The organism is Paraburkholderia sp. HD33-4 (assembly GCF_021390635.1).
Taxonomy (GTDB): domain Bacteria; phylum Pseudomonadota; class Gammaproteobacteria; order Burkholderiales; family Burkholderiaceae; genus Paraburkholderia.
In genome coordinates this window covers 641,985-662,156 of the sequence record NZ_JAJEJS010000001.1, presented here as the reverse complement: position 1 = coordinate 662,156, position 20,172 = coordinate 641,985, and the positions used below count along the sequence as shown (strand labels likewise).

19 protein-coding genes are annotated in these 20,172 nt (G+C 65.1%); 1 reads left to right on the top strand and 18 read right to left on the bottom strand.

Features of this window, described 5'->3' with window-relative positions:
• Positions 1 to 29 precede the first annotated feature (29 nt).
• The 13 genes from L0U84_RS03000 to L0U84_RS02940 all read right to left on the bottom strand — a co-directional run bounded on the left by L0U84_RS03000 (position 30) and on the right by L0U84_RS02940 (position 14,744).
• Positions 30 to 1,166, bottom strand: coding sequence for a glycosyltransferase (locus tag L0U84_RS03000; RefSeq protein ID WP_233847587.1), 1,137 nt, complete (start codon positions 1,164 to 1,166; stop codon positions 30 to 32).
• A complete protein-coding gene (locus L0U84_RS02995; RefSeq protein WP_233847586.1) occupies positions 1,163 to 2,416 on the bottom strand; it encodes a glycosyltransferase in 1,254 nt (417 codons plus the stop codon). The genes L0U84_RS03000 and L0U84_RS02995 overlap by 4 nt, the downstream gene beginning before the upstream one ends.
• Positions 2,409 to 3,530: a non-hydrolyzing UDP-N-acetylglucosamine 2-epimerase gene (wecB, locus tag L0U84_RS02990; protein ID WP_233847585.1), complete on the bottom strand. Its 1,122-nt coding sequence runs from the start codon at positions 3,528 to 3,530 to the stop codon at positions 2,409 to 2,411. Before wecB ends, L0U84_RS02995 begins: the two co-directional genes overlap by 8 nt.
• Positions 3,527 to 5,104, bottom strand: a complete 1,578-nt coding sequence (locus L0U84_RS02985) for a polysaccharide deacetylase (RefSeq protein WP_233847584.1) — start codon at positions 5,102 to 5,104, stop codon at positions 3,527 to 3,529. The genes wecB and L0U84_RS02985 overlap by 4 nt, the downstream gene beginning before the upstream one ends.
• The gene (locus L0U84_RS02980; protein WP_233847582.1) at positions 5,101 to 6,483 is read right to left on the bottom strand and encodes a phenylacetate--CoA ligase family protein; all 1,383 of its coding nucleotides are present in this window, start codon (positions 6,481 to 6,483) and stop codon (positions 5,101 to 5,103) included. Before L0U84_RS02980 ends, L0U84_RS02985 begins: the two co-directional genes overlap by 4 nt.
• Positions 6,484 to 6,690: 207 nt before the next feature.
• The gene (locus L0U84_RS02975) at positions 6,691 to 7,467 is read right to left on the bottom strand and encodes an ABC transporter ATP-binding protein (RefSeq protein ID WP_233847580.1); all 777 of its coding nucleotides are present in this window, start codon (positions 7,465 to 7,467) and stop codon (positions 6,691 to 6,693) included.
• Positions 7,468 to 7,471: 4 nt separating this feature from the next.
• Complete coding sequence (locus L0U84_RS02970; RefSeq protein WP_233847579.1) at positions 7,472 to 8,290, bottom strand: ABC transporter permease; 819 nt, start codon at positions 8,288 to 8,290, stop codon at positions 7,472 to 7,474.
• A 1-nt stretch (position 8,291) separates the two neighbouring features.
• Positions 8,292 to 9,707: a mannose-1-phosphate guanylyltransferase/mannose-6-phosphate isomerase gene (locus tag L0U84_RS02965; RefSeq protein WP_233847578.1), complete on the bottom strand. Its 1,416-nt coding sequence runs from the start codon at positions 9,705 to 9,707 to the stop codon at positions 8,292 to 8,294.
• 277 nt (positions 9,708 to 9,984) lie between these two features.
• Positions 9,985 to 10,911: a dTDP-4-dehydrorhamnose reductase gene (gene rfbD, locus L0U84_RS02960; RefSeq protein ID WP_233847577.1), complete on the bottom strand. Its 927-nt coding sequence runs from the start codon at positions 10,909 to 10,911 to the stop codon at positions 9,985 to 9,987.
• Positions 10,912 to 10,920: 9 nt separating this feature from the next.
• Positions 10,921 to 11,472, bottom strand: a complete 552-nt coding sequence (rfbC, locus tag L0U84_RS02955; protein ID WP_233847576.1) for a dTDP-4-dehydrorhamnose 3,5-epimerase — start codon at positions 11,470 to 11,472, stop codon at positions 10,921 to 10,923.
• Positions 11,457 to 12,350 carry a glucose-1-phosphate thymidylyltransferase RfbA gene (rfbA, locus tag L0U84_RS02950; protein ID WP_129956868.1) on the bottom strand — a complete coding sequence of 298 codons (894 nt, stop codon included), beginning with the start codon at positions 12,348 to 12,350 and terminating at the stop codon, positions 11,457 to 11,459. The genes rfbC and rfbA overlap by 16 nt, the downstream gene beginning before the upstream one ends.
• A gap of 10 nt (positions 12,351 to 12,360) precedes the next feature.
• On the bottom strand, positions 12,361 to 13,422 hold the full coding sequence (rfbB, locus tag L0U84_RS02945) for a dTDP-glucose 4,6-dehydratase (protein WP_233847575.1): 1,062 nt from the start codon (positions 13,420 to 13,422) through the stop codon (positions 12,361 to 12,363).
• A 410-nt stretch (positions 13,423 to 13,832) separates the two neighbouring features.
• On the bottom strand, positions 13,833 to 14,744 hold the full coding sequence (locus L0U84_RS02940) for a GDP-mannose 4,6-dehydratase (protein ID WP_233847574.1): 912 nt from the start codon (positions 14,742 to 14,744) through the stop codon (positions 13,833 to 13,835).
• 196 nt (positions 14,745 to 14,940) lie between these two features.
• On the opposite strand from L0U84_RS02940, the gene L0U84_RS02935 reads away from it, so the two are divergent.
• Positions 14,941 to 15,810 (top strand): symmetrical bis(5'-nucleosyl)-tetraphosphatase, encoded by an 870-nt coding sequence (locus L0U84_RS02935; protein WP_233847572.1) that lies wholly within the window; start codon positions 14,941 to 14,943, stop codon positions 15,808 to 15,810.
• 36 nt (positions 15,811 to 15,846) lie between these two features.
• On the opposite strand, the gene L0U84_RS02930 is transcribed toward L0U84_RS02935, so the two are convergent.
• The 5 genes from L0U84_RS02930 to ruvX form a co-directional block, all read right to left on the bottom strand.
• Positions 15,847 to 16,704 carry a lysophospholipid acyltransferase family protein gene (locus L0U84_RS02930; protein ID WP_233847571.1) on the bottom strand — a complete coding sequence of 286 codons (858 nt, stop codon included), beginning with the start codon at positions 16,702 to 16,704 and terminating at the stop codon, positions 15,847 to 15,849.
• A gap of 38 nt (positions 16,705 to 16,742) precedes the next feature.
• Positions 16,743 to 18,023 carry a dihydroorotase gene (locus tag L0U84_RS02925; RefSeq protein ID WP_233847569.1) on the bottom strand — a complete coding sequence of 427 codons (1,281 nt, stop codon included), beginning with the start codon at positions 18,021 to 18,023 and terminating at the stop codon, positions 16,743 to 16,745.
• A gap of 81 nt (positions 18,024 to 18,104) precedes the next feature.
• The gene (locus L0U84_RS02920) at positions 18,105 to 19,130 is read right to left on the bottom strand and encodes an aspartate carbamoyltransferase catalytic subunit (protein ID WP_233847567.1); all 1,026 of its coding nucleotides are present in this window, start codon (positions 19,128 to 19,130) and stop codon (positions 18,105 to 18,107) included.
• Between the two features lie 68 nt (positions 19,131 to 19,198).
• Positions 19,199 to 19,738: a bifunctional pyr operon transcriptional regulator/uracil phosphoribosyltransferase PyrR gene (gene pyrR / locus L0U84_RS02915; protein WP_233847565.1), complete on the bottom strand. Its 540-nt coding sequence runs from the start codon at positions 19,736 to 19,738 to the stop codon at positions 19,199 to 19,201.
• Positions 19,725 to 20,165, bottom strand: a complete 441-nt coding sequence (gene ruvX / locus L0U84_RS02910) for a Holliday junction resolvase RuvX (protein WP_233847564.1) — start codon at positions 20,163 to 20,165, stop codon at positions 19,725 to 19,727. The genes pyrR and ruvX overlap by 14 nt, the downstream gene beginning before the upstream one ends.
• Positions 20,166 to 20,172 lie beyond the last annotated feature (7 nt).

Genomic DNA, 20,172 nt, shown 5'->3' with positions numbered 1-20,172 from the left:
GAACATCCGGCGATAACAGAAATAATGACTCAGGTGGCGGCCAAAACCTGCTGATATAGCGCTTTGTAGGCCGCTCCCAACGCCGGCCCCGAAAACAACCGCTCATACCGATCACGCGCCGCCGCCCCCATGCGGTGCGCCAGCGCTTCATCGAGCGCCAGCCGGTTGATCGCGGCTGCAAGCTGCTCCGGTGTCTCGGGCGGCACGACGAACCCCGTTACGCCATCCTCGTTCACGAACGACGTCCCGGACCCGATCTCACAGCACACCATCGGCTTGCCGAACATCGCCGCTTCGACCAGCACCATCCCGAACGCTTCGGAACGCAAATGCGACGGCAGCACCATCGCGCGACAGCCCTTGAGCAGCGCAACCTTTTCCTCATGCGTGACCTGCCCGGCAAACACGACGTTGCTCGCGCCATGCTGCCGCGCCAATGCGGCGAGCGGCTCGCGCTCCGGTCCCGAGCCCGCGATGACGATTTTCGCCCGCACCTGCCGCGCGGCCTCGACGAGCGTATGCAGTCCCTTGTAGTAGCGCAACACGCCGAGCGCCAGAACATAAGGCTCGCCCGGCGCGAGACCGAGTCGGCCCTCGAGATCGCGCTGCGTGCCCGGCGGCTGCGGTTCGTCGCGATAGTCGATGATGCCCAACGGAATCGTGTTGAGCCGCTGCTTCGACACGCAGGCGGCGAGCGTCTCGCTGGTCCGCGCATAGGCCGGCGACGTCGCGACCACCGCGGACATGCTGCGCAGCGTGCGCCGCATCAGCGGTCCATAGATGCTGCCGAGCAGCTTCTGCCGCACGATGTCCGAGTGGTACGTCATCACCGTCGGCTTCTTCGTGCGCCCGAGCAGATGCAATACATCGGCGAACGGCCACGGAAAATGGAAGTGCACGACGTCGGCCCAATCGGCCATCTCGCGATATTTCATCACCGAGCACGGCCCGCCGAGGTCGCACGATGCCGGCGCGGCCCACGACTTCTCCCGCACCACCTGCCCTTCGGGATAATCGACCACCGTCGGCGTCGGCGTCGGCGACAGGGTCAGGATGCGCGGTTCGACGCCGCGTTCGCGCGTCGATAGCGCAATCTGGCGGATCGCTTCCTGCAAGCCGCCAGGCGGGTCGGGGAAGTACGTGCGGTACACATGAACGACTCTCACGTGCGCACCTCCGCGCCGTGTGGCTGCGCGCTGCTGCCGCCCGCTTGGCGGTAGTGGAAGGTGATCGCCAGCATCTTGTCCAGCCGCGCTTCCCACGTATTCTCGCCAACCGCCGCGCGCGCTTCGTCCGCGCTCAGCTTGCCGCGCGCAAGCTGCTTTTCGATTGCCGCGATGAACGCGTCGGTATCGCCGCCCACTTCGAGCCCCGCGCGCGGCTCCTTCGCGAAATCGAGCGGCGTCGACACGACCGGCAGACCGGCCGCCAGATATTCGTAGAACTTCATCGGAAACATCGAGTGCGTGTATTCGTTGATCAGCGTCGGCAGCACGCCGACCCGCATGCCACGCAGATACTGCGGCAGCACGCGATACGGCCGGTAGCCGAGCAGATGCACGTTCGGCAGACGCTTGAGCTGCGCGAGCAGGTCGCTGCGCTGCCCTTCACGCTCCTCGCCGATGATCACCCATTGCCACTGCGGCCGCGCCTGCGCGGTCTGCAGCAGCAGCGGCAGGTCGACCTTGAAGTCCGACAGCACGCCGTGATAGACGAGCCGCGGCTCGTCGATCGCGGCGAGTTCGGCAGGCAGCGGCCCGTCGGCGCGAGCTACGCCGAAGTGCGCTTCATCGACGACGTTGCCGAAGAAATGCGTATTGGAGTTGAACGGCAGGCACACGTCCTTCAGCGACTGCGCGGTCGTGAACACCGCCTCGCAGCGCACGAGCAGATCCTGCTGCGCATTACGGAACGCGTCGACGTCGACGCCCGGAATCGCCGCGATATCGTCGACGCAGTGATACACCAACGGCCCGCGCGGCAGCGTTGCGATCGCATCGAGCATGTACGGGTGATAGGTCCACACGACCGGCTTGTCGTAGCGATGCGACCGCGCGAAGCGGTTCACCGAAAAGCGCAGCATCGCCTGGTTCAGCGAGCGCACGAACGGCAGATGATGCCCCGCCGGCACCATCAGCGGCGACAACACCCAGATGTTGTCGGCGCGGCGCGGCGGGCCGAGCACGAGCGACTGCACGCCGCGCCATAGGCGCCGCCATAGCCGCGACCAGTCGCGGCCGCTGCCCACTTTCGGCGAGCGGAAGCCGACGCTCTCCACATACAGAATCCGCCAGCCGCGCGCGGCGAGGATGCTCGCCGTGTGCTGCTTGTTGGTCCAGTACGGCTCGTCCCAGTCGGCGGTTGAAAACAGCACGCAGTCTTGCGGGGCAAGCACGGGGTTCTTGCCGTCAGCCAACGAACACCTCGACCGGTCGGCCGCGCAGGCTATCGACGATGCGCCGCGACGCCAGCCCGTCGCCGTACGGATTGGCGCGATCGCGCAGCGCGGCGCGCCGTGCCGGATCGTCGAGCCAGCCGATCACCGCGCTCTCGATGCTGGCCGCGCTCTGGCCCGCGAGCGTCGCGAAGCCGGCATCGACGCCCTCGCGGCGCTCGGTGTGATTGCGCATCACGACGACCGGCACGCCGAAGGTCGGCGCTTCTTCCTGGATGCCGCCCGAATCGCTGACCACGACGGCGCTGCCGCTGATCAGATGAAGGCTCGTCGGATAGTCGACCGGTTCGATCAGCGCGAGGTTCGGAATGCCATCGAGCTCGCGATGCACGGGCTCGCGTACCGCCGGGTTCAGATGCACCGGGAACACCCAGCGGTAGTCGCTATAGCGCTGACACAGATCGCGCAGCACGCGGCAGATGTCCCGCAGCACGTCGCCGAAGTTTTCGCGACGGTGGCAGGTGACCAGCACGTGCTGCTGCTGCGCGCCATGCCATGCCGGCAGCGGACTCGCCGGCGGCGTGGCGCTCCAGCTCGCACGCACTTCGGCGATCGCATCGACGACCGTGTTGCCGGTCACGACGATCTTTTCAGCCGGGACGCCCTCGCTGAGCAGGCTGTCACGGGCACGCGAAGTCGGCGCGAAATGCAGCGTCGCGATGCGGCCGAGCAGGCTGCGGTTCGCTTCCTCGGGAAACGGACTCGCCAGATCGCCGGTGCGCAGCCCCGCCTCGACGTGGCCGACGCGGATGCCGCGCTGGAACGCCGCGAACCCCGCGCAGAACGCGGTCGTCGTGTCGCCCTGCACGATCACCCAGTCGGGGCGCGTTTCGTCGAGCGCGCGATCGAGCGCGGCGATCAGCCGCGCCGCGAGCGCGTTTAGCGATTGACCGGGGTGCATCGTTTCGAGCGTGATGTCCGGTTCAATGCCGAAGAATTCGAGCGCCTGCGCGGCCATGTCCTTGTGCTGTCCGCTCGCGCAGACGATCGTGTCGAACTCGCCGCGCAACGCGCGCACGAGCGGCGCGAGCTTGATGACCTCGGGCCGTGTGCCCATCACCACCATGACTTTCATTGCAGTGCTTTCCCCGCCTCGACCTTGGTATGAGCGCCCCGGAACTCGACGCCGAGCGAGAGCGGCGTCGTGTCGGCGAATGGCGTGACGACGCGAAACGCGCCGTCGTGTTCGACGATCTGCGCGAGCGATCTGAAGCGCAGGAAATCGAGCGCGGCTTCTTCGTGCAGGAACAGCGGCCGCTGCGCTTTGGCGCGGATGTAGGCGATGAACTGCTCGTGCGCGTCGACGCGCGCCGCCTCGTCGGACCAGCCGTAGGCGTAGCGCTCGGAGAACGGATGGTCGAGGTAGCCGAACAGCGTGTTGGTCGCGTACGCGGAGTCGAAGGCCTGCTTGAAGACCGCGAGCGGATCGCCCTCTTTCAGCATGCAGTCGCCGTGCAGCATGCACTGCTGGCTATGTCCGACGAAGCCAGCAGGCAGTCCCGCCAACGCGCCGCCGCGTGCGCTCAGAAACTCGGGATCGTTGCGGATGATGCCGCCGATGCAGCCCGCGTAGCCCGCGTCGATAAGACCGCGCATCGCGTACTGCGGCGACTGGTGAAACGGCGACACCGCGTAGCGCACCGGCACACCGGTCGCGCGTTCGAGCAGTTCGGCCGATTGCGTCCCTTCCGCGATCGCGGTGTCGTAGCTGCCGCCCCAGTTCGGCGAGTGCGTCGCCGTATGCGACAGCACCGCGCCCTGCTGCCGGTCGGCGAGCAGTTCGCGCAGGATGTCGTGCTGGCCGCCGCGTTGCAGATTCTGCGTGTGCACCGCGAGCGTAAACGGCACGCCCAGACGCCGATACGCGTCCCAAAGCGGGCGCGCCGATTCGACGTCTTCGTCGCAATCGAGCCGCGACGTGATCGCCGCGTCGTAGCCCCACGGCAGCTCGCTCAGCACCGGCTGACACGGCAGCGCATCGGACCGGTAATCCGACAGAAACTTCTCGACGAGGCGCCATTCGAATGAATCGCACGGGCCGACCGGCCGGTTGAACCACAACACGCCCGAGGCGCCGGCATCCCACAGCGCCGCGTACGCGAACTGCCGCTCGCCGTTGACGACGACCGCGGCCAGCTCCGCTTCGGCCGGTACTTCAGGCGCTTGCGCGAGCGCCCAGATCGAGCCGTCGGCGCGAATCGCGCCGTAGCCGAGGTTGTTCCATTCGTCGGTGAAATCGAAGCGCTCGAACGGACGATGCCATGCCGCGCCGCCGAGTGTCCGCGCGAGCGCGCCGTAGCGCACCGCCGCCGCGCTTTCGCGCGACTCGCCCGAAGGCGCCGATGCACTGCGGCTCGCTTGCGCCAACTCGGGCGGCAACGCCGCGGGCCGATAACGCAGATAGTCCGCGAGCGCGATCGGCATATGGCCGAACACGATCAGCTTGCGCGGCCGCTCATTCACGTAAGCGATCAGATCGGCGCTCCAAGCGTCGGGCGCGTCCACCGCGACCACGACGTCGGGCGCGATCTCGTGCAGCAGGTTGCGCGTGATGGCCTCGGCCTGGGTCGCGCTGACCGAGCGCCGCAGTGCCGCCAGCACGTATTGGCCAGCGTCGGCGCGCGCATCGGGAAACGCGACCCCGATCATGCGCTCACCACGTGGCGGAATTTGGCGCGGCTGCCCACGCGCACGAAATCGTCGTGACCGACGTAGGCGATCGTGAACGCGTCCTGCCAGAAGTGGCGCAGCTTCGCAGTCGTCTCCTCCGCGTTCGCGTGCGGTTCGAGCACGATGCGCAACGTGGGCGGCGTCGTGCGCAGATCGATCTGGAATTCCTGGATGCCGCCGACGCGGTGATCGAGCATGTCCTGGATGTGGTGCGTCGGATGCGCGACGCCGTTGATCGGCACGACGTCGTGAATCCGGCCGACCACGTCGGTCAGGAAGAAGCCCTTCTCCGTCTCCTGCACGCGCGCGAGGTCGCCGGTCGTGTAGCGGATCAACGGCATCAGCCGGTTGCGGAAACCGGTGAACACGAGTTCGTGCGCGCCGTCGGGGTTGTCGGGCGCGACGCGGCTTTCGGGCCAGCCTTCCGATTCGAGAATCTGGAACCCGCCCTCATGACCGTCGAGCTCGTAGGCCATCACGCCGAGCTCGGCGAGGCCGTAGCGGTCGATCACGCGGCAGCGCAACGCCTTCGCGATCATCTCGCGCGCATGCGGCTCGAGCAGCTCGCCGCTCGATTCGAACACCTGGAACGCTTTGCCGCCGCCGTACTTGCGTTGTACGTAGCAGGCGAGCGCGTACATCGTCGACGGATGCGAGTGCGCGAGATACGGGCGGCGGCGCTTCAACGTGCGCCACATTTCCTCGAGGCCCTGATCGTCGATGCGGTCGAAGAAGATGTTGCTGCGGTTCATCGCGAAGCATTTGAAGTCTTCGCGCGACGGCCACTCGGGCACCACCTGATCAGGGAAACGGCACGCGAAGTGCAGCTCCGAACGGTGGCGCAGCTTGCCGATCCGCTCGCGGCAATAGTTGGTGACCGCCGACGAATAGTCGGCGCCTTCCTGGTCGTAGTAGATCGTCGTGGACAGGCCCGTCGAGCCGCCGGTCTTGCACGCGTGGTGCTGGCCCGCCACGAGCGGCCCCGCCAACAGACGCGGCCCCTGCTCGCGGATGATGTCCTTGGTCAGATACGGCAGTTCTTCCAGGTAGCGCGGGTCGTCCTTGACGCTGGCGGGATCGAACTGCTTTGCCTGGAACAGGTCGCGATAGTAAGGCACCTTCGCGCCGGCGAATTCGAGCATGGCGACGAGCCGTTGGAGCGCGATGCGGCGGCGATGCGGCATCGGCAGCGAATAGTGCTCGCGCAGCTCGCGGATTTTCGGGCGCACATTGCGTTTTTCGGCGTTCTCCGCGATCGGATACGCGATATAGCCGCCAGCGAAACCCTTCAGCGTGCGAAACGGCTGACGCACGAGCAGGGATTCGGAGTAGCGCAGAAATGGGTGATTAGCTCGCATCAAATTCGAACCTTGTTACGCCTCGGGGTCTGCCACGAGGGTGTTGCTGAACTGCGGGACTGGACTGGCTTGCGACGGGGCGCGGCGCGGTTTAGCCGATGAACCGATGGAATTGCCTGCCGCCGTCGCGCTCTCGGGCCGCGCGTCGCTTCTCGACGCGTGTGCCACAGGCGCACCAACCGCCGCGGCGGTTGCGCGCCCGCGTGCTCAGTGCGGCAACTGCGCGGCGTGGCTAATGAGCGGCTCGTCGGTTTTTTCCGGCGGCAGCACGGGTTCGTCGGCGACCATCTTGCCGTGCTCCATCGAGATCTTGCGGTTGCACACGCGCGCGACCAGCGACGGATCGTGCGACGCCACCACCAGCAGCGCCGCCTTGCCGACGAGGCCTTCCAGACGCACGGCAGCCTTCACGCTGAACTCGGCGTCGCCGACGCTCAGCCATTCGTCCATGATCAGGATGTCGGCTTCGACGCTCGTCGAGATCGCGAACGCGAGGCGTAGCATCATCCCGCTCGAATAGGTGCGCACCGGCAGATTCAGGTAGTCGCCGAGTTCGCTGAAGTCGGCGATCTCGTCGATCTTGCTGCGGATGCGCGCGGGCTTCAGCCCGTCGAGAATGCCGCGCAGATAGATGTTTTCGAAGCCGGTCGCGTCGGGGTCGAGGCCCATCGACACGTCGAGCAGCGAGGCGATCTTGCCCTGCACCTTCAGCTCGCCGCGCACCGGCGCATAGACGCCCGACAGCGTGCGCAACAGCGTCGTCTTGCCCGAGCCGTTGTGGCCGATCAGGCCGATGCGCTCGCCTTCGCCGAACGTGAAGCTGAGGTCGTCGATCGCGCGGACGATCGCATGGCGACCCGCGTCCTGGCCGATCCGGCCGCCCGTCGTCAGATTGAGCACCGCCTTCTTGAGCGAGCGATGCGAGTTCTCGTAAATCGGAAATTCGACGGAGATGTTACGAGCGACAATCGATGAAGAACTCACAATATCAAAGCCAGTAAGGAACGCGATTACGGAAACGCTTCATCAGCATCTGCGAGAACGCAAAGCCGACGATCAGCAGGCCAATCGACCACGCCCACGACTCCCAGTGGGTCGGGCGACCGGTGAGCGGCGCGCGCACGGTTTCGATCAGGTGATAGAGCGGGTTGTATTCGGCGACCCACGCGCGGTCCTTCAGGATTTCTGGCGACCACATGACCGGCGTGAAGAAGAACACGACCTGGATCAGGTTCGTGACGATCGGCGGAATGTCGCGAAAGCGCGCGCACAGCACGCCGAGCGTGACGCCGAGCCACACGCCGTGCATCAGCAGGATCACGAGCGCGAACGGCACCAGCACGATTTCCCAGCCCGGCCAGTGACCGAACACGATCAGCAGCACGACGACGACCGGCAGGCTGTGCAGCAGGATCACGAAGTTGCGCCACGCGATGCGGCATACGTGGACGGTCAGTGGCAGCCTGATCTGCTTGATCAGATACGCCGAGCCGATGAAGGCCATGCAGCCCTCGTTGGCGACCGACGCCAGATACGCCCACACCACCAGACCCACCGCCAGATACGGCAGATAGTCGGAGATTTCCTGGTGCAGCAGCGTCGAGTACAACGCGCCGAGCACGACCACCATGATGATCGTGCTCAGCGTGAACCAGAACGGCCCGAGCACCGAGCGGCGATAACGCTGCCGGATGTCGTGCCAGCCGAGCGTGCCCCAGACCCGTACCGCCTTCATGCCGACCAGCAGGTCGTCGCGCTCGTTGTGACGGGTCAGGTCTTCCGAGTCGTTGGTAAAACTGATATCCATCTCAAGTACGTCCGTAAATGTCTTCGAAGCGAACGATATCGTCTTCGCCCAGATATTCGCCGCTTTGCACTTCGATCATCACGAGCTCGACGACGCCCGGATTTTCGAGGCGATGTTTGTGACCCGCCGGGATATAGGTCGACTCGTTGGTCGACACGAAGAATTCCTTCTCGCCGTTGACGACCTTCGCCATGCCGCTCACCACGACCCAATGCTCGTTGCGGTGATGATGCATCTGCAGGCTCAGACTCGCGCCCGGCTTCACCTCGATGCGCTTGATCTTGAAGCGCGGCCCCTCTTCGAGCACCGAGTAGGTACCCCACGGCCGATGCACGGTGCGATGCACCTTGTACGTCTCGTGGCCGCGCGACTTCAGCTCCGCGAAAATCTGCTTCACGTCCTGCGCGCGATCCTTGTGCGCGACGAGCAACGCGTCGGGCGTGTCGATCACGATCAGGTTGTCAATGCCCACCGCGCCGATCAGGCGCCCGCCGCTGCGCAGATACGAGTTCTTCACGTCGACGAGCAGCGCCTCGCCTTCGACGCGGTTGCCGCTGGCATCGGCCGGCGACAGGTCGGACAGCGCGGTCCACGAGCCGACGTCGGTCCAGCCGAGATCGCAGCACACGACCGCCGCATGCTCGCACTTCTCCATCACCGCATAATCGAACGACAGCTCCGGCACCGCGCCGAAGCAGTTCGGCTCGAGCCGCACCTGCGCGCCGCTCTTGCCTTCCGCGGACGGCGATTTGTCCATGCATTCGGCCGCGGCATCGAGAATGTCCGGACAATGCTCGCGCATTTCCTTCAGGATCGTGCCCGCGGTGAAGCAGAACATGCCCGAGTTCCACACGAACTTGCCCGACGCCAGATACTCGCGGGCCTTCTCCAGCGACGGCTTCTCGACGAAGCGCACGACCCGCTCGCCATCGGCTTCGATATAGCCGTAGCCGGTTTCGGGTGTGTCCGGATGCATGCCGAAGGTGACCACCTTGCCCGCCTGAGCAAGCGTCTGCGCACGCGCGACCGCTGCGGCGAACGCGGTTTGATCCGCGATCAGATGATCGGCGGCGAGCACCAGCATCACGGTGTCGTCGCCGTGCGCCTTCGCCGTGTGCAAGGCCGCCGTGGCGACCGCGGCGGCCGTGTTGCGGCCGAACGGTTCGAGAATGAACGAGGTCGCGATGTTCTTGCCGTTCACCTCGCGGAAATCGTCTTCGGTCTTGAAGAACAGCTCACGGTTGGTTACCGTGAGCACTTCCTTTACGCCGGGCAACGCGACCGCGCGCAGGAAGGCTTTCTGCAGCAGGCTTTCGCCGTCCGCGAGACGGATGAACGGCTTTGGGTGCGATTCGCGCGAGACCGGCCAGAGCCGTGATCCCGCTCCGCCGCACAGAATGATCGGTAACAAACTCACAGATCCCTCTCAATACCGTATTTATGACGCGGCCATACTGGCTCGCACACGGTTGACGCACACGTTTGCAATCTACTGCGCATAGAACGCTAAAACTGCGCCTGGAACGAGCGACATTCTACCGCCACCCCCTTTCACGATTGTCAGGGAACAATCGTACCGGTCGAGACCAGACCACGACGAAGTCCTGCCGAGCGGCGTGCGCAGCAGGGCGTCCGATGCGACATGTTTGCCTCGCCGCATCGGCGCTCGCGAGCCGTCACGTCGAAACCGCGACTCAGGCGCGCGCCGCCGGCGACTTCGGAAAACCGTCCGTCAGACACAGCTTCAGCGCATCGCGCCAATGCGGCGCGGCAAGCCCGAACACGCGCGCCAGCTTGTCGTTCGACATTCTGGAATTGGCTGGACGCTTCGCGGGCGTCGGGTAATCCGCAGCGGGAATCGGTAGCGTGTTCGGCTTGTTCGGCAAATCCGCGAGTTCGAAGATCGCCGACGCGAAACCGTGCCACGACGTCGAGTCGCCCGCGCACAGGTGATAGATGCCCGAACGCTCGCTCCACCACTTCGCGCTGTCTTCGGCGGCGAAGGACTGCGCGCACAGATGCGCGGTCAGCGTCGCGATCGTGTTGCACCAGGTGGGCGCGCCGAACTGGTCGGCGACGACCTTCAGCTCGGAGCGATCGGCGCCGAGCCGCAGCATCGTCAGCAGAAAGTTCTTGCCGCGCGTGCCGTACACCCAGCTCGTGCGCAACACGAGGTGATTCGCGCCGCTCGCCGCGATCGCCTGCTCGCCCGCGAGCTTGCTGCGGCCGTAAACGTTCTGCGGATCAGTCGGATCGTCTTCGACGTACGCGCCTTGTTTCGTGCCGTTGAACACGTAGTCGGTCGAGTAATGGATCAGCGCGGCGCCGAGCTTTTTCGCTTCCTCGGCGAGCACGCCTGGTGCTTCGCCGTTGATGCGCATCGCCAGATCGCGCTCTTCTTCGGCCTTGTCCACCGCCGTATAGGCGGCCGGATTGACGATCAGCGCGGGACGCACGTCGCGCACCACCGAGCGAATCTGCTCGAGGTTCGACAGATCGAGCCGCGAGCGATCGACCGCGACCACGTTGCCGAGCCCTTGCAGCGTGCGCGCGAGCTCATAGCCGACCTGGCCATTTACGCCGGTGACGAGAATCGTCCGTTTCGCGTCGTGTGCGCTCATACGATCCCCTTATGCGTAGACTTCGGCGTCGGCGAGACGCTTGCCCGCCGCATCCTTGGCCGCGAGCAACGGCTCGATGTCGATCGGCCATTCGATGCCGATCGCCGGATCGTTCCACACGATGCTGCGCTCGTGCTCGGGGAACCAGTAATCCGTGGTCTTGTAGAGGAACTGCGCGGACTCCGACAGCACGACGAAGCCGTGTGCGAAACCGGGCGGCACCCACAGCTGCCGATGGTTCTCGACCGACAGCGTCACGCCGACCCACTTGCCGAAGTTCGGCGAACTCTTGCGGATGTCGACGGCGACGTCGAACACCTCGCCCTCGACCACCCGCACGAGCTTGCCCTGCGCATGCTGGATCTGATAGTGCAGACCGCGCAACACGCCCCGCGCCGAACGCGAGTGATTGTCCTGCACGAACTCGACGCCCGGCTCGACCTTCTCGGCGAATTCGAGCGCATTGAAGCTTTCGAAGAAGAAGCCCCGCGCATCGCCGAACACCTTAGGCTCGATGATCTTGACTTCGGGCAGCGCGGTTGCGGTTACCTGGATGGCCATGCGACATGATCCGTGAGAATGTTTTGCAGGTATTGCCCATAGGCATTCTTCGCGAGCGGTTTGGCGAGCGCGAGCAGTTGCTCGCCGTCGATCCACTGACGCCGGTACGCGATCTCTTCCGGACACGCGACCACCAGACCCTGGCGCTTCTGCAGCGTCGCGATGAAGGTCGCGGCTTCGATCAGCGAGTCGTGCGTGCCGGTGTCGAGCCACGCATAACCGCGGCCCATGATCTCGACATTGAGCGCCGCGTTCGCGAGGTAGCGCGAGTTCACGTCGGTGATTTCCAGCTCGCCGCGCGCCGACGGCTTGATATCCGCGGCGATGTCGCAGACCTGCTTGTCGTAGAAGTACAGACCCGTGACCGCGTAGTTCGAGCGGGGTTTCGCGGGCTTTTCCTCGATCGACAACGCTCGGAACTGCTTGTCGAATTCGACCACGCCGTAGCGCTCCGGATCCTGCACGTGATACGCGAACACGGTGGCGCCGTCGGTTTGATCGTCGGCGCGTTCGAGTTGCTTCGCCAGATCGTGACCGTAGAAGATGTTGTCGCCGAGAATCAACGCCGACGGATCGTTGTTCACGAACTCGCGGCCGATGATGAACGCCTGCGCGAGCCCATCCGGCGACGGCTGCACCGCGTACTGGATGTTCATGCCCCACTGGCTGCCGTCGCCGAGCATCGCCTCGAAGCGCGGGGTGTCCTGCGGCGTGGAGATGATCAGCACATCGCGAATGCCCGCCACCATCAGCGTGGACAGCGGGTAATAGATCATCGGCTTGTCGTACACCGGCAGCAGCTGCTTGGAGACGACATGCGTGATCGGATACAGGCGGGTGCCGGAGCCGCCCGCGAGAATAATGCCTTTGCGCGCCATTGCCGTGCCTTTACGCGCGCTGCGCGTAGTTGGTCTCGACCCACTTCCGGTACTCGCCCGAAGCGACTTCGTCAGACCATGCCTGATTGTTCAGATACCACTGGACCGTTTTGGCGAGACCCGTCTCGAACGTTTCCGCCGGCTTCCAGCCGAGTTCGCGCTCGAGCTTGCGGGCATCGATTGCGTAACGGCGGTCGTGACCCGGACGATCCTTCACGTAGGTGATCTGGTCGCGATACGAGCCGGCCGCCTTCGGACGCTGCTGGTCGAGCAGGTCGCACAGCGTGTGCACGACTTCGAGATTCTTCTTCTCGTTCCAGCCGCCGACGTTGTACGTTTCGCCCGGCGTGCCGCGCGCGAGCACTTCACGGATCGCGCTGCAGTGGTCGCCGACGTACAGCCAGTCGCGCACGTTCTGCCCGTCGCCGTACACCGGCAGCGGCTTGCCGCCGAGCGCGTTGGCGATCATCAGCGGAATCAGCTTTTCGGGAAACTGGTACGGGCCGTAATTGTTCGAGCAGTTGGTGGTCAGCACCGGCAGGCCATACGTATGATGGTAGGCGCGCACGAGGTGATCCGAGCCGGCCTTGGTCGCCGAATAGGGGCTATTCGGCGCGTACGGCGTGGTTTCGGAGAATTGCGGATCGGTTGCGGACAGCGAGCCGAACACTTCGTCGGTCGACACGTGCAGGAAGCGGAACGCGGCGCGTTCCGCCTCGCCGAGCGTGTTCCAGTAGGTGCGCGTCGCTTCGAGCAGCGTGAAAGTGCCGACCACGTTGGTTTGCACGAAATCGGCCGGACCGTGAATCGAGCGATCCACATGGCTCTCGGCCGCGAAATGCAGCACGGCGCGCGGCTTGTGCTCGGCCAGCAGTGCGTCGAGCGCGGCGCGATCGCAGATGTCGACGCGCGCGAAAATGTGTTTGGGATTGCCTTGTAGCGACTTCAGCGTGCCCAGGTTGCCGGCGTATGTCAGCTTGTCTACGTTGAGCACCGCTTCGTCCGACGCATTTAGCCAGTCGAGCACGAAATTGGCGCCGATAAAGCCGGCGCCGCCCGTTACCAGGATCATGTAATTCCCTTGTCGATGATGGTGTCAGGTCGCCGTAATTTTTTTCCGACCTGCTCACCCCGCGTGGTGGCGTCCATTTATTCCAGCGCCCGTCGCGCAGACCCACGCAACGGACGGACGCTCAGACGCCAATTTTATGAAACCCCAATTATAAAGCGGCCATGGGCAAAAACCAGAACCCTAACAACTTGAAACAGCTAGACAAGTTTGATACCGACGCGAATAGTTTTACGACCGCCGCCACGATGGCGCACGCGCGCCCACGGCCGGCGAGCGCAGGGCAAGCCGGCTGGCACTTCCGAAAGAGGGGTGGCGAAACGAGAAATCTTGCTGGGCAACCCTGATCTGAGCAGCCTGATGCGAGGCCACGGCCGACGCAGGCGATAGATCGATGGACTGGATCCAGTCCGTCAGGACACGAGCATCCAGCGCAAAGTGTCGACGAAGGGGATGGACTCGACGGTCGGCACCAGCGAATGCAACTTGGCCGGCGATCCGGCCAGCATCTTCACGTCCGTTTGCCGGACGAATTCGGCATTAGCGTGGATTTCCAACTCATGGCCCGTCAGGTCGCTCGCCGTCGACACGATGTCGCGCACGGTATAAGGCGTGCCCGAGCAGACGTTGACTGTCTCCGCCGCAGCGTCGCAATCGAGCAACGCTTCGTACACGCTCGCCACGTATCGCACATCGGAAAAATCGCGCGCCACATCGATATTGCCCAGCTGGATAGACGGCTCACGGCCCGCGAAATGCTCGACGATTTTCGGCACGAGGAAATTCGAGCTCTGCCCACGGCCCGTATAGTTGAACGGCCGCACGATCAGGATCGGCAGCCGGTCGAACCAGGCCTGCACCATTTTTTCCATCGCCGCCTTGCTCGCCGCGTAGTGATTGACTGGCCGCAGCGGGAAAGTTTCGTCGATCGCGTCGCTGGCCACGTTGCCGTAGACATTGGCGCTGCTCGCAATCAGCAGCTTGCGCGGTGTATGGCCCACTTGCACGCAGGCTTCCAGCAGATTTCGCGTGCCCATCACGTTCACGCGGTAAAAGTCCAGAGGCTCGTCATGGCCGACGAAGCTGATCGCGGCCAGATGCACGATGTAATCGGGTCGCACCCGATCGATCACACGCCGGCACGCCTCGTGCGACGTAATGTCGAGGTGCAGCCTTGTCGGCGTTTCCGGCTCGTTGTAGACGTCTGTCGTCTCGATCACAGTATGGCCACGAGCACGCAATTTTTCGACCAGATAACGGCCAGTGAAACCGTTCGCACCCGTCACCAGAGTGCGGGCGAGTGGCGCCGCCTGAAAAAAGGGCATGCTCGCTTCTTCCACGGGAGATCGTCCTGTTGTAGTGCAACATCGCCGGATTTACAGGCTTACGGCTGCGCTAGACCAGCGGCCGTGGTATCGGTACTTCGAACGGATGGATATTATGTCACCCTAGGATGTTGCACCGCCAAAACGCAACACGCCCGTCGCTTACGGCAAATTTCGAACTTTTCCGCTTCGCCCGATGACGCCCTCCGCCATTCCCGATGTGTCCCCTTTGGTTCCTCTTGCCTTCGGCGATCTGCAAGGCTGCCGCGCACCGTTTCAGCAACTGCTGGCCAAAGCCGCGCCCCCGGAAGGCACCCCGCTGTGGTTCGCCGGTGATCTGATCAACCGCGGCCCCGACTCGCTCGACACCTTGCGCGACGTGATCGCGCTCGGCGAGCGCGCGGTCCCGGTGCTCGGCAATCACGATCTGCATCTGCTGTCGGTGTCGGCGGGGATCCGCAAGTCGAAGAAAGGCGACACGATCGAACAGATCCTCGCCGCGCCCGATGCCGCCGATCTGCTCGAGTGGATACGCCACCGGCCGCTCGCGCATTTCGACAACGGCATGCTGATGGTGCATGCGGGCGTGCTGCCGCAATGGGATGCGACGCTGACGCTCGAACTCGCCGACGAGTTGCAACGCGCGCTGCGGGCGCCGAACTGGAAAGAAACGCTTGCCGGCCTGTACGGCAACGAGCCGAACCGCTGGAAGCCGGGCCTGAAGGGTATCGAGCGTCTGCGCGTCACGTGCAGCGCGTTGACGCGCATGCGCTTTTGCACGTCCGATGGGGTGATGGATTTCAGCAGCAGCGGCACGCTCGAATCCGCGCCGAGCGGCTGTATCCCGTGGTTCGACGTGCCGTCGCGCCAGAGCGCGGACGTGACCGTCGTGTTCGGTCATTGGGCCGCGCTGGGCCTGATGCTGCGCGACAACCTGATCGGCCTCGATTCGGGCTGCGTGTGGGGGGAGAAGCTATCGGCGGTACGGCTCGCGGTCAATCCCGCGGAGCGGACGTTGACGCAGGTCGATTGCGATTCCTGCCGCGTGCCGCGCGACGGCAACTAAACAGAAGACGCTGGCGCTGCCCGGCGGCGCCACCGCTCAAGCCGAGCGGCGCGGCTGGTCGACGGATTCGATCAGCGTTTGCCCCGCCGCAGCAGCGTCACCCGACAACGCGGCAGCCACCACGTCGCCCTCTTGCGCGACCGTCCCCGCCACCGCGTTACCGGCCTGCATCTCGCGCAGCGCGCCCGCGACCACTTGCTGGGCCTGCGCCGCGAGCACCCGCCGGTCGGCGTCCGGCGCGAGCGGTGCGCCGACGTATACGTGCGCGGTCAGCGGACCGCCACGCAACAGCATATCGAGCGAGTCGGACAACGACAGATCGTCGATATACGCGGGTGCCGTCGACTGTCGGCCGTGCGCGTCCTCGTACATGATGCACAGCGGCTGCACCGGCGCACCGGCCGACACCGCAGCCTGGAACATGTTCGCGTGAAACGGCAGCAACTCGAGCCCGTTGGACGTCGTGCCTTCGGGGAACACGCACATCAGCTCGCCCGCGCCGAGCCGGGCGGCGAGTTCGTGCATGATGCGCTTCGCGTCGCTGCGCTTCTCGCGCTGGATGAACACCGTGTCGAGCTGCTGCGCGAGCCAGCCGACCACCGGCCATTGCCGGATCTCCGCCTTCGACACGAACGGCGTCGGCCGCCACGCGTTGATCACGTAGATGTCGATCCACGAGATGTGATTGGCGACGACGAGCGCGCCGCGATCGAGCCGCGCCGCATCGTTGTGCACGACGAGGCGCATGCCGCACAGACGCAGCATCTTCAGCGACCACGCGCGATTGAGCGCGTGACGCCGCTCGGCGCTCGCGTTCGGAAAGCGCGTCGCGACGGTCCACATGCCGTGCAGCAGATGCGTGATCAGACGGACCTTGCGTAACGCGAGCTTCATGGGCGGAGCTTTCCTTGACTAGACCGAAACGATAGCGCTCAGCGCTGTTCGTAGGCGAGCTGACCGGACACGACGGTCGCGCGCACCTGTGCCGGCAGCTCGTAGCCGAGGAACGGCGTGTTGTGCCCCTGGCTCTTCAGCGCACGCGGCTCGACGCGCCAGTGAGCGTGACGGTCGAACACGCAGAGGTCGGCCACGGCGCCGACCGCGATCTGGCCGGCCGCTTCGAGGCCGAGCACCTGCGCCGGCGCTGCCGTGATGCGCTTGAGCGCGGTCGCGAGCGGCACGCCCGCTTCGTCGGCCCACTTCACCGTCAGCGACAGGAACAGTTCGAGGCCGGTCGCGCCGGGCGTCGCTTCGGCGAACGGCAGCAGCTTTTCGTCGTCGTCGACCGGCGTGTGCGCGGAGCAGATCGCGTCGATGGTGCCGTCGACGAGACCCGCGCGGATCGCTTCGCGATCGCGCTGCTGACGCAGCGGCGGATCGAGCCGGAACTGCGCGTCGAAATAACCGATGTCGAGGTCGATCAGATGCACGTGGTTCACGGTGACATCGCACGACACCGGCAGGCCCTCGGCCTTCGCCGCGCGCACGAGCGCCACACCCGCCGCCGACGACACGTGCGAGACATGCACGCGCGCGCCGGTCACGCGCACCAGTTCGAAGATCGTATGCAGCGCGATCGTTTCAGCGGCCACCGGCACGCCCGACAAACCGAGGCGCGACGCCAGCGCGCCGCTCGCGGCGACCCCGCCCTTGCCGAGGTAGGCATCGACGGGACGCAGCCACGTGGTAAAGCCATAGGTCTTCGCGTACTGCAGCGCGCGCATCGTCACCTGGGTGTCGACGATCGGCGTGTCGGCCTGCGAAAAGCCGACGCAGCCAGCTTCGGTCAGCCCGACCATCTCGGTGATGACCTGCCCTTTGAGACCGACCGTCAGCGCACCGAGCGGATACACGTGCGCCTGATTCAGGTTGCGCGCGCGGAACCTCAGCATCTCGACGAGGCCCGGCTCGTCAAGCGTCGGATCGGTGTCCGGCAGACATACGAGGCTCGTCACGCCGCCCGCGACCGCCGCGGCCATTTCCGATTTGAGCGTCGCCTTGTGCTCATAGCCCGGCTCGCGCAAGCGCGCGCACAGGTCGACGAGACCCGGCGCGATCGACAGACCGCGCGCGTCGATCGTGCGCTCCGCCTGGAAGCCGGCCGGCGCCTGGCCGAGGGCGGCGATCTTGCCAGCCTCGATAAAAATGTCCTGCTGCTGTTCGGTGCCCGCTGCCGGATCGATCAGCGTGCCGCCTTGAATATGAATCTTCATGCGCTGCCTTTGTTAAACCTGTGGTTCAGCCTGTGCTTCGGCTTCCTGATCAGTCGCTGCCTGGTGGTTGGTTGCCAGTCGTCAGTCGTTGTTACCCGCGACGATCCCCATCACCGCCATGCGCACCGCGATACCGAACGTGACCTGATTCAGGATCACCGATTGCGGGCCGTCCGCGACCTGCGAGTCGATCTCGACGCCGCGGTTCATCGGGCCGGGGTGCATCACGATCGCATCGGGGGCGGCGAGCGCGAGACGCTCGGGCGTCAGCCCCCAGCTCTTGAAGTACTCCTGCGACGACGGCAGCAATGCGCCGCTCATGCGTTCGTTCTGCAGGCGCAGCATGATGATCACGTCGACGTCCTTCAGGCCTTCGTCGAGGTTGTGAAACACGCGCACGCCCATCTGTTCGAGGCCGCCTGGCAGGAGCGTGCGCGGACCGATCGCCCGCACTTCGGGCACGCCGAGCGTGGTCAGCGCATGGATGTCCGAGCGCGCGACGCGCGAATGCAGGATGTCGCCAACGATCGCCACGCGCAGCTTCGTGAAGTCCTTCTTGTAGTGGCGGATCGTGTACATGTCGAGCAGGCCCTGCGTCGGGTGCGCGTGACGGCCGTCGCCGGCGTTGATCACGTGCACGTGCGGCGCGCAGTGCTGCGCGATCAGGAACGGCGCACCGCTCGACGCGTGACGCACGACGAACAGATCCGCGTGCATCGCCGACAGATTGTTGATCGTGTCGAGCAGCGATTCACCCTTGCTCGTCGACGACGCGTTGATGTTCAGGTTCAGCACGTCGGCCGACAGCCGCGTGGCCGCGATCTCGAACGTGGTGCGCGTGCGCGTCGAGTTCTCGAAGAACAGATTGAACACCGATTTGCCGCGCAGCAGCGGCACCTTCTTCACTTCGCGATCGGTCACGCTGACGAACTGGTCGGCGGTCTCGAGAATGTGATTGACGATGGCCTTCGGCAGCCCCTCGATCGACAGCAGATGTTTGAGCTCGCCGTTTTTCGTGAGCTGCGGATTGCCCTTCAGGAAGCCGTAACGAAAGCGCCCGGATGCGCTAGCGGAGGAATCTTGCGGAGCCTGGGTGGCGGTGTTCATGATGTACCTGCTTCAAATACGGGCTTCAACGTGATCGAGGTCGCGTCGACACGCCGCTCGCGCGCGCTTCAATCGACGCGTGCTTCAGTGTGAAAAGAGAACCGCTGGCCGCCCGCGCCGTCGTCTTCGTGGGCCAGCACGAGCGTGGCGTCGGTAGGCACGTCGACCACGCCGCCGACGAAGCGCGCCGCCACCGGCAACTCGCGTCCGCCGCGATCGGCGAGCACCGCGAGTTCGACCGAGGCCGGCCGGCCATAGTCATACAGCTCGTTCACCGCCGCGCGAATCGTGCGGCCGGTGTACAGCACGTCGTCGACCAGCACGATGCGACGGCCGTCGACCGCGAACGGCAGCGAGGTCGGGCTCGCCTGCGCGTGCAGCCCTTTTTTCGCGTAGTCGTCGCGATGCAGCGCGACGTTCACGACGCCGAAGCTCGGCAAATTCAGGTCGTGTGCGAGCCGCTCGGCGAGCCAGGCACCACCGCTATGGATACCGGCCAGCACCGCCGCTTCGGCGCCGTCCTGCGCCGCGGCGAGCTGATCGCCATACGCCGCGCGAATCTGGTCGAGCAACGCGCGATACAGCGCTTCGGCGTCAATGGAACTCATGATCGTCGGAAAGTCCGTCAAGATATTGCTGGAGGATGATGCTCGCGGCTTCGGCATCGAGCATGTCGGCGCGGGCGTTGCCGGCGCGGATTTCCGCCTCGGCCTCGACCGACGAGTAGCGCTCGTCGACCCACGTGACCGGCAGATTGAAGCGGCCGTTCAGCTGGTTGCCGAAGCGCTTCGCGAGCTGCGTGCGCTCGTGCGGCGTGCCGTCGGGGTGCATCGGCAGGCCGACCACCAGCGCATCGGGTTTCCATTCGGCGATCAGCTTGCCGAGCGCGTCGAAGCGGTATTCCTTGCTGCGGTTCTGCACGACGACGAGCGGCCGCGCGCGACGCGTCAGCGAATTGCCGACCGCCACGCCGATGCGTTTCTCGCCGTAGTCGAACGCAAGCAGCGTCGCCTCACGTCCGGCCGGCAGATTCATGCGCGGC